We start from the raw sequence: 12,339 nt of genomic DNA on the forward strand, positions 1-12,339 counted from the left end.
GGGCAGTGTGGCGCCTTTCCACGCGCCGCTCGCGCGGTCCGGCCGTCGCGGCGCTGCGACGCCCTCCGTCCGCCGGGCCCCGGGGGGGGTCGGCCGTCGGGTGCGGGTGGGGGCCGCTGCGCGGGCGAGGTCCCCTACCCGCCCTTCCACCGTTCCCAGGGGCTCCGCCCCTGACCCCGAAACCGTGCGCTCCGCGCCCGGTGCGCTCAATCTCCCCCAGCTACCGCAGCGGGGCCGGAGGGGTCAGCCGGCGCCCAGCCAGGTGCCCACCGCGTACGTGACCGCCATCGCCAGGGCCCCGCCGAGCACGTTGCGCAGCACCGCCCGCGGCACCGGCGCCCCGCCCAGCCGCGCGCTCACCACCCCGCACAGCGTCAGCGCCCCCAGCACCGCCCCCACCGTCACCGGCACCCGCCCCGAAGCCCCCGGCAGGACGATCGCCAGCAGGGGCAGCAGCGCCCCCACCGTGAAGGCGATCAGGCTGGCCAGCGCCGCGTGCATCGGGTTCGCCAGTTCGTCCGGCTCGATCCCCAGCTCCACCCGCGCGTGCGCCCTCAGCGCGTCCCGTTCCGTCAGCTGCTCCGCCGCCTCCCGGGCCACCGCCTGGGTCAGGCCCCGCGCGGCCAGCAGCTCCGTCAGTTCGGTCAGCTCCGCCTCCGGGTCCTCCGCCAGCTCGCGGCGTTCCAGATCCAGCGCCGCCCGCTCCGAGTCCCGCTGCGAGCTCACCGACACGTACTCCCCCACCGCCATCGACAGCGAGCCGGCCAGCAGCCCGGCCACCCCGGCCGTGAGGATCTCCGCCCGCGAGGTGGTGGCGCCGGCCACGCCCACCACCAGGCCGGCCGTGGAGATGATCCCGTCGTTGGCACCGAGCACCCCGGCCCGCAGCCAGTTCAGCCGGGTGCTGATCGCCGCGCTCTGCGTCTGCGTCACGGCTCCACTGTCGCGGCCCGCGCCCGCCCCGGCCAGCCCGCCGGGGCCACCCGGCGTGCGCCGCCCCCGACCCCGTACCAGGGTGGAGGGGTGAGAGCTGGGGCGCGACGGAGGGCGAGACGCGGAGGGGACGAGCCCGGCTGGCTGCACGGGGCCCCGCCGCCCCGCTGGGCCAGGATCGCGCCCGTGGTGGCGCTGGCCGTGCTCTGCGCCGCCCAGTGGACCACCTCCACCGCCGAACTCGGCTACTTCCTGGCCGCCCTGCCCGCCGTGGCGGCCTTCTCCTACGGGGCCGCCGGCACCGCCTTCTTCGCCGTCCTCGTGCTGGTCCTGCTCGGCGTCCCCGAGCTGGGCGTGGGGCACGCCCGCGGCGCCGACCTGGCCACCGTGGCCACCGTCGGCCTGCTCAGCGTGGTCATCGCCTGGGTCCGGCGGCGCCGCGACGCCCAGCTGGTCAGCGTCCGTACCGTCGCCGAGGCCGCCCAGCTGGCGGTGCTGCCGCCGGTCCCGGAGCGGGTCGGCGGGGTGAACTGCTCGGGGCTGTACCGGGCGGCCCAGCGGGGCACGCTCATCGGGGGCGACCTGTACGACGTACGGGCCGGGCCGTACGGGGTCCGGGCGGTGGTCGGGGACGTCCAGGGCCACGGGCTGGCCGCCGTCGGCACGGTGGCCTCGCTGCTCGGCGCCTTCCGGGAGGCGGTGCTGGACGACCCGGGCCTGGCGGCCGTCGCGGCCCGGCTGGACCGGCGGCTGACGGCCGACGCGGCGGCGGACTCCGTGGCGCACCCGGAGCTGTTCGCCACGGCCGTACTGCTGGAGTTCCCGCCCGGGCTGGACCTCGTACGGATCGTGTCGTGCGGGCATCCGCCGGTACTGCTGCTGCGGGACTTCGCGGTCACGGAGGTGACCGTGGAACCGGGGCCGCCGCTGGGCCTGGGCGTGGGCGGGCCGGCCCTCCCCGAGGTCGCCGAGCTGCCTCTGCTGCCGGGCGACCGGCTGCTCGCGCACACCGACGGGGTGACGGAGGCGCGTGACGCGAGCGGCTGCTTCTACCCGCTGGCCACCCGGGTCCCGGTCCTGGCGGGTGACCCGGAGGGCCTCGTTCCGGCACTCTGGCAGGACCTCGCGGCCTTCAGCGGGGGCGGGCCCCGCGACGACGTGGCCCTGCTGGTGCTGTCGCCCGATCAGCGGCTGTCCGGCGGGCCGGGGCGTCCGTAGATTCAGGGGGCATGCACTGCGCGTCCTCGTGCCGCCACCAGTAGGAGCCGCCATGTCCATGCCGATGCTGTTGATCAAGGGAACCTTCCGGGTGAGAGGCTTCAAGCCCGACGGCGACACCGTCAACTTCATGCCCGACGACGTGGCCGACTGGAAGCTCGTGCCCGGGGCCAGACCCGTCGTACCGAGGTGGGACGGCAGCGCCGCGATCCGGCTGGAGGGCATCGACGCACCGGAGACCCACTACGGCGCCGAGACCTCGCCGTCGGGTGAGCAGCACCAGCCCCTGCCCCTGGCGCACGAAGCCACGCAAGGGCTCCTGAAGGCGCTCGGCTTCACCGCCTTCGACCGGGACGACCACGATCAGGAGAAGATCAGCAGCAGCACCCCCGAGGCGGCGGAGGGCTACATCCTCACCCGCGGCGCCGACATCTTCGGCCGCTGCGTCGCCCTGGTCGGCCGCAAGTTCCAGCCGGTCCCCAACGGTTACGCCGTCGAGGTCGACGAGCGGATGCTGAGGAACACGGCCAACTACCAGCAGATCGAAGCCGGCCTGGCCTACCCGACCTACTACAGCGAGTTCCCCGAGCTCCTGCGCGCCTCCCTCACCGCCGCGGCGGCCGCCGCGGCAGCCGCCCCCGCACCGGGCAAGAGCGTGTGGGAGAAGGATTCGACCACCACCGGCACGAAGGTCACCGGCCTGGACTCCCTCACCGCCCCCAACGGCGCGGTGATCCTCCCGAAGCTCTTCCGCCGGCTGAAGGACTACCTGGACCTGAGCCCCTCGGACCCCTCCCTGTCCTGCTTCCGCGCCTACCTGGCGGGGGCGTCGGAGGACCGCTTCTACCTCCAGGGGAAGCCGGATGTGTACAGCGGCATGCACCACGTCGTCGAGGTCACCGGCGACACCGTGCGGATGACCCACCCGCCGCAGGAGATCGTCTTCGTCGAGAAGTGAGCGGTCGGGCCGGCCGGGGCACCGGCCGGCCCGCCGCCGCCTCAGCCGGAGTTCGCGACGATGAAGGCGCGGACCATCCGGCAGGTGAGGTTGGACGGCCGGTGGATCCCCACCCGGACGGCCATCGTCCGTATCTTGCGGTTGGTGGCGCGCTTGGCGTCGTACGTCCCCGTGTCGAGCAGGGAGATCGCCAGCCGCATGGCCTTCAGGCGGCGGTTGTGGCTCTCGTACCACTCGCGGGGCAGCCCCGCCGGCAACGGCTTCTTCTTGGGCATCACAATGCTCGCGGCAGCGGCCATCTACAGCCTCCCAAACGGTAGTTGGCTTCCTGTCGTTCTCCCTCGATTTTACCGGGGGGCACTGACAAAAGCCCTGGCCGCAAGGGACCCCACTACCCTTGCGGGCATGGAGATCTGGATCAATCCCGCCTGTTCGAAGTGCCGCAGCGCGCTGACCCTGCTGGACGCGGAGGGCGCCGAGTACACCGTGCGCCGCTACCTGGAGGACGTGCCGTCCGAGGCCGAGATCCGCGAGGTGCTCGGCCGGCTCGGCCTGGAGCCGTGGGACATCACCCGCACCTCGGACCCCCTGGCGAAGGAGACCGGCGTACGGGACCTCCCGCGCGAGGAGACGGACGAGGCCCGGGCCCGCTGGATCGCCCACCTGGCCGCCCACCCGAAGCTGATCCAGCGCCCGATCATCACCGCCGAGGACGGCACGGCGGTCGTGGCCCGCTCCGAGGAGGCGGTCCGCGACGCCCTGTCCCGCACGGCGTAGGCGGGGCCGGTCAGGGGGCGAGGAGGCGGACGAGCTCGCCGGCCTCCGTCAGCGGCAGCGCGTGGTGGGAGGCCCCGCGCAGCAGCCGGACCCGCGCCCCCGGCAGCGTGCGCGTGGCGGTGGCCAGCGCCCGGAGGGGGTCGTGGCAGCGGGCGCGCCCGGCGAAGAGGACGTCGAGGCCGAAGGGGGCGAGCCCGGTCAGGTCCGGGCGGGGCCCGGTGACGGGCCGGGCGGTGGGGAAGGCGGCCGTCTCCTCCTGGAGCCGCAGCCAGGCCGGGTCGAGCGGGACCCCGCCGGTCTCCCAGGCGAGGAAGCAGCGGATCCGCCCCGGGGTGGGCCGCGCCAGTACGGGCAGCGCCCGCAGGACGTAACGGGGGCTCAGGCCGGTGAAGACCTGGGTGGGGTCCAGCAGGACGAGGCGGTCGAGCCGCGGGCGCGGTGCGTACCAGCCCACCCGGCGGGCGGCGTACTGGGCGGCGATCCAGGCCCCGTAGGAGTGGCCGGCCAGGGTGATCCGCCCCTCGGGCACGAGCCCGTCCAGGACCGCGTCCAGCCATCCGGCCAGGTCCTCGGGCGTCCGTATCCCGAGGCCGGGCTCCGGGACGCTCAGCCCCGGATCCCCGACCAGGTCCACGGCGTACACCCGCCGGTCCCGGGCCAGCCCGGCCGCGACGCAGGCGCCCCACACGGTGGAGGTGGCCCCGCCGCCGGGGAGCAGGACCAGCGGGGGCGCCCCGGGGGGACCGCAGCGGTTGACGCGGGTGACCCCGTAGGGCGTGGGCACGTCGACGGCCTCGACGGGCACGGGCCACCGCGCGAGGGCCTCGTCGTAGGCGGCACGGAAGGACGCCGGCACCTCTTTCCCCACGGCACTCCCCCGGTCTCTCGCTGGGCGATAATCTCGCTCAGCGAGAGATCCTAGGCCGGAGGCGACGTGGACGACAACCACCTGGAACCGGTGCACCTGCTGCGGGCGGTGGCCGTCGAATTCGGGCTCCGACAGGCGGAGTTCGCCGCAGCCCACGGCATGCACCCGACGGACGTACGGGCCCTGGTCTGCCTGCTGGACGCCTCCCGCGCCGCCGAACCCGCCACGGCGGGCCTCCTGGGCACCCGTCTGGGACTCAACTCGGCGGGCACGACGGCGGTGATCGACCGCCTGGAGCGCCTGGGCCACGTCGCCCGCACCCGCGACCCCCACGACCGCCGCCGCGTCCTGCTCTCGGTCACCCCGGAGGCGGTCCGCCTGGGCCAGGCGTTCTTCGGCCCGGCGATCGAGACGCTGGCGGGGGTCTCGGCCTCGTTCACCCCGGCGGAACGGGACGCGGTGCGCCGCTTCCTGACCACGGCGCGGGAGGCCTTCGGCGGGGCCTGAGCACTCACCCCCCCCGGGGGCCGTCGGACGGCGTCCGGCGCTACGACCAGCCCAGCTGGGCGAGCACGTCGGTGGCGGTCTCGGGGATCGAGGACGTGGTGACGTCGAGGGTGAAGTCGTCGACCGCCGCCCGTTCCAGGATCGCGGCCAGTTCCCCGGACCCGGCCAGGTGCCAGCGCAGGGCCTCGGGCTCGTGCGCGTGGCGGTGCGTCAGGCGCTGGTGGATGGCCGGGAGGTCGGCCCGGAGGCGGCAGACCGAGAGGCGCGTGCCGAGCGCGTCGGCGATCGCCTCGCGGTCCTCCGCGCCCTCGGCCACCGACGTCTTGCCGACACCGACCGTGCCGTTGATCAGGACGGCGTGGGGTGCCAGGAGGCTTTCCGTATCCATGCGGACGACTCTACGGGCGGCCGACTCCGGCGCCCGGGGCCGTGGCTCTTCACCTCGACCCCACCCGGCACCTCGTAGGGTGGGGACGGAAGCAAAAGGGTTATTCCGCAGCAAACCGCACCCCAGTGCAAGGATCCGCCGTGACCGACCAGCCCCCGCAGCAGCCCGCCCCCGCCGGGCACCCCCTGCCCCCGCCCCGGCGGGGGGCCGACTGGATGTTCGGCGGGGTGTACGGGACCGTGCTGGCCAGCGGGCTGCTGGCGGCGCTCGACCAGAAGGGCGGGGAGTACACCCCCTTCTACGACGCCAGCTGGGTCCTCGTCACCGCCGCCACCGCCGGCCTCGCGCACGGGTACTCGCACCACATGACCACCCACCAGGCCGGTTCGGCGGCGCTCCGGTGGCGGTTGCTGGTGCGGGCACTGTGGAACGAGTGGCCGATGATCGCGGCCACCCTGCCCACCGTGCTGCTGCTGGTCCTCGCCGGGGTCGCGCACTGGGAGTCGTACGGGGTGACGGCCGTCGGGCTGGGGCTGAACACCGCGCTGCTCTTCGCCTGGGGCTCCTTCGTGGCGGTCCGGGTCGGCTACCGGCTCACCTCGGCGCTGCTGATCGGCCTGGCCGACGCCACGATCGGCCTGGCCATCATCGTCGCCAACGCCCTCATCAAATAGCCGCCAGCTGGGCCTCCGCCTCCGCCAGGATCTCCGTCAGCCGGGCGCCGAACTCCGCCCCGCGCGGGTCCGGGACGCCGGTGCGGGCGGCGGTGAGGACGGCGTCGAGGGCGCGCCCGTACGCGCCGGGGACGTCGCTCCAGCCGGGCAGGCCGAAGACGCCCTCGGCACCGCGCAGTTCCAGCCCCACCCCGGCCGCCGCGCGCGGGGAGCTCAGGCTGAGGACGGCGGTGCTGGCGGCGCCCGAGTCGTGCCGCAGGGCGAGCTGGACCAGGTCGGACGGGCCACGGGCGGCGGTGACGGCGGTGACGTCGCCCAGGACCGGGATCAGGACGGACAAGGCGTGCGGGCCGACGTCCCACAGGCCGCCCTTGGCCCTGCGCCAGGGCGATTCGGCGTACGCGCTGGGCTCCCCGTCGGGCGGGTAGACGGCGCCGAGCCAATGGGCGGAGGCGGTGAACCAGCCGCTGCGCTTGGCCTGGTCGAGGACCCACCCGGCGGTGGGTTCGGCGAAGCGGAGGGTCAGGAAGACGACGGAGGCCACGCCGTGCGCGGCGGCCGCGTCGGCGACGGCGCGGGCGTCCGCGGCCGTCGTGGCGACGGGCTTGTCGAGCAGCAGGTGGCAGCCGGCGGCCGCCGCGCGCACGGCGAGCGGGGCCTGGACGTCCGGCGGCAGGGCGAAGGCCACCACGTCGCAGTCGGCGAACAGCTCGTCGGGGTCTTCGTACACCTTCACCCCGTGCGCGCCCGCCAGCTCGGCCGCCGCTTCGGGGCGGCGCCCCCAGACACCGGCGAAGTCGGAGCCGGTGTGGGCGGCGAGGGCGGGGGCGTGGGTGCGGCGGGCCCAGGGGCCGGTGCCGAGCAGGCCGACGCGGGGACGGGGGCGGCCGGGGGCCCACTCGGAGCCCTCCCCGGAAGAGTTCAAATCATACGAAATGCTCACCTGCTCAGTCTGCCCCACCCGGACGGGTGTGCGGCCGGCGACCCGCGCACACCGCCCCACCTGCGGCGTAAACCCCGGTAACAAGGGATTCACATACGGGCAACGGCGGAGAAATCGGGCAGGGGGACGCTTCGGCCAGGACCGCGACACCCGCGCAGCGCCCCCGCAGCACCCGCAGAGTCAGGATGGATGGGCCCGTGAGCTACAAGGCTGAGTACATCTGGATCGACGGCACCGAGCCGACGGCGAAGCTCCGCTCCAAGACGAAGATCCTGAAGGGCGGGGCGGAGCCGCCCGTCTGGGGCTTCGACGGCTCCAGCACGAACCAGGCGGAGGGGCACGCCTCCGACCGCGTGCTCCAGCCCGTCTTCTCCTGCCCGGACCCGATCCGCGGCGGGGAGGACATCCTGGTGCTGTGCGAGGTCCTGAACATCGACATGACCCCGCACGAGTCGAACACCCGCGCGCTGCTGCGGCCGGTCGCCGAGAAGTTCGCCGCGCAGGAGCCGGTCTTCGGCATCGAGCAGGAGTACACCTTCTTCGACGGCGCCCGCCCGCTCGGCTTCCCGGTCGGCGGCTTCCCGGCGGCGCAGGGCGGCTACTACTGCGGGGTCGGCGCGGACGAGATCTTCGGCCGCGAGATCGTCGAGAAACACCTGGACCACTGCCTCGCCGCCGGCCTGGAGATCTCCGGCATCAACGCGGAGGTCATGCCGGGGCAGTGGGAGTTCCAGGTCGGCCCGGTCGGCCCGCTGGAGGTCTCGGACCAGCTGTGGATCGCGCGCTGGCTGCTGTACCGCACGGCCGAGGAGTTCAACGTGTCGGCGACGCTGAACCCGAAGCCGGTGAAGGGCGACTGGAACGGCGCGGGCGCACACACCAACTTCTCCACGAAGGCGATGCGCGAGGACTACCGCGCGATCATCTCCGCGTGCGAGGCGCTGGGCGAGGGCAGCAAGCCGCTGGACCACGTCAAGAACTACGGCGCGGGAATCGACGAGCGCCTGACGGGGCTGCACGAGACGGCCCCGTGGAACGAGTTCAGCTACGGCGTCTCGGACCGGGGCGCGTCGGTCCGGATCCCGTGGCAGGTGGAGAAGGACGGCAAGGGGTACATCGAGGACCGCCGCCCGAACGCGAACGTGGACCCGTACGTGGTGACGCGGCTGATCGTGGACACCTGCTGCACCGGCCTGGAGCGGGACGGCCTGGTCTGACCCGGGCAACGGACGGGAGGAAGCGGCTTTCCTGTTGACGGTTTGTCGGGATTGTGACGGCCTGACGAAGACATGACGACGGAATATGAGATTCCGATCCACCAAGTGAGACGCGGCCTGCCCCAGGCCCGTGCTTTCTGCTTCAATGACGCCCATGGCCAGCCATCCGTACACCCCGACAGGTCGCAGCGACCTGGAGCCGTTCTGGCCGTCCCGTCAGGACCACGATTTCGACCGGGTGTGTTGCCGCGCCGAGAACGCGCCGGCCCTCTAAAGCCTTCCGGGACCTCTCACCAGACCCGCCCGGGGCCTTCGGTCTGCGCGGTACGCAACGACTACGTGCATTCGCACACGTGCTCATGCACACGTACGTCTTCTGCCGACCACTCCGCGTGAAAGAGCTGACCACTCATGGCGAACACCCGCTCCCTCACTTCTGCCGCCTCCGCCGCGACCTCCGCCCCCCTGCCCTTCCCGCCGTTCCCGGCGGCCGGCCCGCGCCATCGGCTGCGGGCCGTGGACCGGGACGAGGTGACCCGGGTGGTGGACCTGCTCCCGCCGGGCGCCACCTGGCTGCCCGCGCCCCAGCACGCCGTGCCCACGCTGCCCGGCCAGCCGCCGATGGTCGGCTACCTGGTCCTCGTACCGGCCGACCAGCAGCCGATCGCCTTCGCCCCGCACTCCGTTCCCGTGGCGGTGCAGGGACCGGCGGCCGGGGCCGTGGCTCCCGTCCAGCCTGCGGCGCAGCCCTCGACCACCACCGGAGACGCGCTCGTGCGGATCGACTCCGCGCAGCGCACGGCGGAGGTGGACGGCGAACTGCTCGACCTCACCTACCTGGAGTTCGAGCTGCTCGCCCACCTGGTGGCGCACCCGCACCGGGTGCACAGCCGGGACCAGCTGGTGACCACGGTGTGGGGCTACGGCCACGTCGGCGACGGCCGGACGGTCGACGTCCACATCGCCCGCCTGCGGCGCAAGCTGGGCACGGCGCACCGCGGCGCGATCCAGACCGTCCGCCGCGTGGGGTACAAGTACACGCCGTGACGGACGACCTGGCCGTGGGCCCGTACCCGCCGGGTGCGTACGGGCCCACCGTCCTGCGCGTTACGCGGCCTTCGGCGCCCGCCTGCGGGCGGCGAGGCCGAGGGCCCCGTCCACGACGAGGAACGCCAGCAGGCTGAGTCCCAGCAGCGGGACGAACCAGCCGACCAGCGCGGTCACGCAGGCGAACGGCAGCAGCACGGTCACCGGCAGCCTGCGCCAGGCGCCGCGCGGCTGGGCGCGGCCGACGGAGAGGGCGCGGTCCTTGGTGGGCCGGCGCATCCACCACATCCGGTAGCCCCAGACGATCAGGAACATCACCGCGACGGCGAGCGCGGCGAGCGCGATCTGGTTGGCGATCCCGAAGGTCAGGCCCATGTGCAGGTCGATCCCGAACCGGGTCAGCTGCGCGAGCAGCGGGTAGTCGGCGAAGCGGAGCTCGTCCATGATCCGGCCGTCGGCGGGGTCGACGGCGACCGAGTCCAGGTGCACGGGCAGGGTCTTGTCGGCCTCCTTGACCACGTAGCCCTTGCCCTTGGCGGGCAGGGTGACGCGCAGACTCTCGGTGACCCCGGCGGCGCGGGCGGCGGCGACGGCCTTGTCGATGCCGATGTCGGTGGCGGGCATCGGCATGGTCATCTCGGTGCCGTCGGGCATGATGTGCCCGGCGTGCTCGCCACCTGCGTCGGCGCCCGCGGCGCCGTCGCCCGGGTTGAGCGTGGCGGAGACGGCGGGGGTGGCCCCGCCGAGCCGGTCCTGGAGCTGCCCGATGTTCTCACCGGCGTACTTGGACCAGGTCAGACCGGTCGCGGAGAGGCCGACGAGGCCCACGGTGGCCCAGAGGCCGATGCTGCCGTGCCACGAGAGGGTCTTGCGGCGGCCGGTGGCCTTGCGGTCGGGGACGAGGAGGGCGGCCTTGCGGGTGCGGCGGCGGCCGATCCACAGGGCGAGGCCGCCGAGGGCGACGATCCAGAGCCAGCTGGCGGCGAGTTCGCTGTAGTTCCGGCCGAACTCCCCGAGCTGGAGGCTGGCGTGGAACTCGCTGAGCCAGGCCCGCAGGGGCAGCGCGTCGCCGCTGGTGGTGAGTTGGCCGCGGACCTCGGCGGTGTAGGGGTCGACGAAGACGGTGCGGGTCTGGCCCTCCGCCAGGCCCGGGGCCTCCATGATCACGCGGGTGGTGGCGTCGGCCTCGGGCGCGGGCCACACGCCGACGACCTTGCCCCGGGGCTCGGCGGCCTGGGCGGCCTTCACCTGGGTGCTGAGCGGGACGGCGGCCTCGCCGACGCGGTCGACGGTCAGCTCGTGGGAGTAGAGGATCCGCTCGGCCTGCCAGGACCCGGCGTAGAGCAGGCCGGTGGCGGCGGCGAGGAAGAGGACGGGGGCTATGAGCAGCCCGGCGTAGAAGTGCACGCGCAGCAACAACGGCCGCACCGCCCCCCATCCCCCGCCCCGCTTGGCTCCACCACGCTCACTGACGGGCGCGGGGTCCGGCTCGGTGCCGGGGGCGGGGGCGGGCTCGGGGGCTCGTTTGGGGGCGGCCGTGAGGTCGTCGAGGGACATGTCGGTCCTAGGGTTCGGCGAAACAGGGGATCGGCCCCCGGTCTCGCACCTCCCCTCGCGGACGGAGGGCGCGCCGGTCAGGCGGCGCGGGCGGGAAGCGGCCGGAGGGCCGTGGTGCGGGTGTCTCGCCGAAGGGGCGGGCCCCGGCGGACGGCCGTGTGGGCGTGCACGGCCCCGCGCAGGCGGCGGGGCGGGCGGTACGAGGGGCGCTGCGCGGGCGGGCCCGGTACGGGGACCGGCCGGGTGCGCAGCAGCGCGAGGACCCGGGCGAGCGGCCGGGCGGCCAGCAGGGCGGTGGCCCCGAGGGCCCCGGCCAGCCGGAACACGGCGGCCTCGCCCCAGGCGAGCCAGAGGGCGCAGAACAGCCCGGCGAGCAGGTGCGCGGCGACCATGCCGAAGCCGCCGTGCCCGGCCATCCCGAGCAGATCGGCGAGCCCGGCCATGCCGTCGGCCGTACCGGTGGTGGAGGCCATCCCGTCCGCCATGCCGTCAGCCATCCCGGCGGCATGGGCCATGCCGGAGTGGGCCATCCCGGCGGCGTCGGCCACTCCGGCGGGGTCGATCAGGCCGGCGGAGTGCGCCAGGGCAGCCGGGTCGTGCACCCCGCCCGCGTGAGCCGCCCCGGCCGCATCGGCCAGCCCTGAAACGTGAGCCGAACCGGCATCCGCCAGCCCCGGGCCATGCCCCATCCCGGCACCGGCCGCACCCGGGGCATGAGCCGCGTCGGCCAGCCCGGAGGCATGGGCCGAACCCGCATCAGCCAGCCCCGAAGCGTGCCCGAATCCGGCACCGGCCGCGTCCCCGGCGTGCGCCGCACCCGGGGCGTGGGCCGCCCCACCGGCCGCGTCCGCGGCGGGCCCGAACCCGGCACCGGCCGGGGCCGTGGCACGGTCCGGACCGGGGACGGCATGGGCCGGGGTGTGTGCATGGCCCGGGCCGGCGCCGGCGTGGGTCGTGCCGGGGTGGTGGTGGGCCGCCGTCGGGGTGGGGCCCTGGGCTGCGGAGAAGGTGACGTGCAGGGCCGCCTGTACCGCCAGCAGGGCCGTCGTGATGCCCAGCGGGCCGCAGCGGCGGCCCGCGGCCGTCCAGGCGAGGGCGGCGGTGGCGGCGAAGGCTCCCAGGAGCCAGGGCAGGGGGATGTCCGTACCCGACATGTGCGCGTGCCCCACGGCGGCCAGCGCCACGCACACCGCAGCGAACATCGCGGCGCGCGGGGCGCGCATCGGCACGCGGGGGCGGGGTTCAGACATGT

14 protein-coding genes are annotated in these 12,339 nt (G+C 74.7%); 7 read left to right on the top strand and 7 right to left on the bottom strand.

Translation table 11 applies throughout. The features are described 5' to 3' along the window. Positions 1-243: 243 nt before the first annotated feature. Complete coding sequence (locus ACFY0O_RS08210; RefSeq protein WP_388944190.1) at positions 244-933, bottom strand: VIT family protein; 690 nt, start codon at positions 931-933, stop codon at positions 244-246. Positions 934-1,119: 186 nt separating this feature from the next. On the opposite strand from ACFY0O_RS08210, the gene ACFY0O_RS08215 reads away from it, so the two are divergent. Together ACFY0O_RS08215 and ACFY0O_RS08220 are read left to right on the top strand one after the other, a co-directional pair. Then, on the top strand, positions 1,120-2,151 hold the full coding sequence (locus ACFY0O_RS08215; protein WP_388944192.1) for a PP2C family protein-serine/threonine phosphatase: 1,032 nt from the start codon (positions 1,120-1,122) through the stop codon (positions 2,149-2,151). A gap of 52 nt (positions 2,152-2,203) precedes the next feature. Then, positions 2,204-3,109 (top strand): nuclease, encoded by a 906-nt coding sequence (locus tag ACFY0O_RS08220; protein ID WP_388944195.1) that lies wholly within the window; start codon positions 2,204-2,206, stop codon positions 3,107-3,109. A gap of 41 nt (positions 3,110-3,150) precedes the next feature. On the opposite strand, the gene ACFY0O_RS08225 is transcribed toward ACFY0O_RS08220, so the two are convergent. After that, positions 3,151-3,408: a hypothetical protein gene (locus ACFY0O_RS08225; RefSeq protein WP_388944198.1), complete on the bottom strand. Its 258-nt coding sequence runs from the start codon at positions 3,406-3,408 to the stop codon at positions 3,151-3,153. A 106-nt stretch (positions 3,409-3,514) separates the two neighbouring features. Between ACFY0O_RS08225 and ACFY0O_RS08230 the strand changes: the two genes are divergently transcribed. Then, on the top strand, positions 3,515-3,886 hold the full coding sequence (locus ACFY0O_RS08230; RefSeq protein ID WP_388944201.1) for an ArsC/Spx/MgsR family protein: 372 nt from the start codon (positions 3,515-3,517) through the stop codon (positions 3,884-3,886). Between the two features lie 10 nt (positions 3,887-3,896). Here ACFY0O_RS08230 and ACFY0O_RS08235 read toward each other — a convergent pair whose 3' ends face one another. Beyond that, on the bottom strand, positions 3,897-4,754 hold the full coding sequence (locus tag ACFY0O_RS08235) for an alpha/beta fold hydrolase (RefSeq protein ID WP_388944204.1): 858 nt from the start codon (positions 4,752-4,754) through the stop codon (positions 3,897-3,899). Between the two features lie 66 nt (positions 4,755-4,820). Between ACFY0O_RS08235 and ACFY0O_RS08240 the strand changes: the two genes are divergently transcribed. Further along, on the top strand, positions 4,821-5,261 hold the full coding sequence (locus ACFY0O_RS08240) for a MarR family winged helix-turn-helix transcriptional regulator (protein ID WP_388944207.1): 441 nt from the start codon (positions 4,821-4,823) through the stop codon (positions 5,259-5,261). Between the two features lie 40 nt (positions 5,262-5,301). On the opposite strand, the gene ACFY0O_RS08245 is transcribed toward ACFY0O_RS08240, so the two are convergent. Beyond that, the gene (locus tag ACFY0O_RS08245) at positions 5,302-5,649 is read right to left on the bottom strand and encodes a hypothetical protein (protein WP_388944210.1); all 348 of its coding nucleotides are present in this window, start codon (positions 5,647-5,649) and stop codon (positions 5,302-5,304) included. Between the two features lie 140 nt (positions 5,650-5,789). Here ACFY0O_RS08245 and ACFY0O_RS08250 point away from each other — a divergent pair, with 140 nt between their 5' ends. Beyond that, the gene (locus ACFY0O_RS08250; protein WP_388944213.1) at positions 5,790-6,323 is read left to right on the top strand and encodes a hypothetical protein; all 534 of its coding nucleotides are present in this window, start codon (positions 5,790-5,792) and stop codon (positions 6,321-6,323) included. On the opposite strand, the gene ACFY0O_RS08255 is transcribed toward ACFY0O_RS08250, so the two are convergent. Continuing rightward, complete coding sequence (locus tag ACFY0O_RS08255; RefSeq protein WP_388944552.1) at positions 6,316-7,260, bottom strand: Gfo/Idh/MocA family protein; 945 nt, start codon at positions 7,258-7,260, stop codon at positions 6,316-6,318. The two genes, ACFY0O_RS08250 and ACFY0O_RS08255, sit on opposite strands and share 8 nt — an antisense overlap. 203 nt (positions 7,261-7,463) lie before the next feature. Between ACFY0O_RS08255 and glnII the strand changes: the two genes are divergently transcribed. Further along, positions 7,464-8,483 carry a glutamine synthetase gene (gene glnII, locus ACFY0O_RS08260; RefSeq protein ID WP_388944215.1) on the top strand — a complete coding sequence of 340 codons (1,020 nt, stop codon included), beginning with the start codon at positions 7,464-7,466 and terminating at the stop codon, positions 8,481-8,483. Between the two features lie 411 nt (positions 8,484-8,894). Continuing rightward, the gene (locus tag ACFY0O_RS08265) at positions 8,895-9,530 is read left to right on the top strand and encodes a winged helix-turn-helix domain-containing protein (protein WP_388944218.1); all 636 of its coding nucleotides are present in this window, start codon (positions 8,895-8,897) and stop codon (positions 9,528-9,530) included. 60 nt (positions 9,531-9,590) lie between these two features. On the opposite strand, the gene ACFY0O_RS08270 is transcribed toward ACFY0O_RS08265, so the two are convergent. Together ACFY0O_RS08270 and ACFY0O_RS08275 are read right to left on the bottom strand one after the other, a co-directional pair. Then, the gene (locus tag ACFY0O_RS08270) at positions 9,591-11,087 is read right to left on the bottom strand and encodes a PepSY-associated TM helix domain-containing protein (RefSeq protein WP_388944220.1); all 1,497 of its coding nucleotides are present in this window, start codon (positions 11,085-11,087) and stop codon (positions 9,591-9,593) included. 77 nt (positions 11,088-11,164) lie between these two features. Then, the gene (locus ACFY0O_RS08275) at positions 11,165-12,337 is read right to left on the bottom strand and encodes a hypothetical protein (protein ID WP_388944223.1); all 1,173 of its coding nucleotides are present in this window, start codon (positions 12,335-12,337) and stop codon (positions 11,165-11,167) included. Between the last annotated feature and the right edge of the window lie 2 nt (positions 12,338-12,339).

This window comes from Streptomyces sp. NPDC001594 (genome assembly GCF_042893675.1).
Classification (GTDB): Bacteria; Actinomycetota; Actinomycetes; order Streptomycetales; family Streptomycetaceae; genus Streptomyces.

Bases quoted from the DNA above. Each gene is read 5' to 3' on its own strand.
- ACFY0O_RS08220 (WP_388944195.1), top strand. From the start codon at position 2,204: ATGTCCATGCCGATGCTGTTGATCAAGGGAACCTTCCGGGTGAGAGGC.
- ACFY0O_RS08225 (WP_388944198.1), bottom strand. From the start codon at position 3,408: ATGGCCGCTGCCGCGAGCATTGTGATGCCCAAGAAGAAGCCGTTGCCG.
- ACFY0O_RS08230 (WP_388944201.1), top strand. From the start codon at position 3,515: ATGGAGATCTGGATCAATCCCGCCTGTTCGAAGTGCCGCAGCGCGCTG.
- ACFY0O_RS08245 (WP_388944210.1), bottom strand. From the start codon at position 5,649: ATGGATACGGAAAGCCTCCTGGCACCCCACGCCGTCCTGATCAACGGC.
- ACFY0O_RS08265 (WP_388944218.1), top strand. From the start codon at position 8,895: ATGGCGAACACCCGCTCCCTCACTTCTGCCGCCTCCGCCGCGACCTCC.
- ACFY0O_RS08270 (WP_388944220.1), bottom strand. From the start codon at position 11,087: ATGTCCCTCGACGACCTCACGGCCGCCCCCAAACGAGCCCCCGAGCCC.
- ACFY0O_RS08275 (WP_388944223.1), bottom strand. From the start codon at position 12,337: ATGTCTGAACCCCGCCCCCGCGTGCCGATGCGCGCCCCGCGCGCCGCG.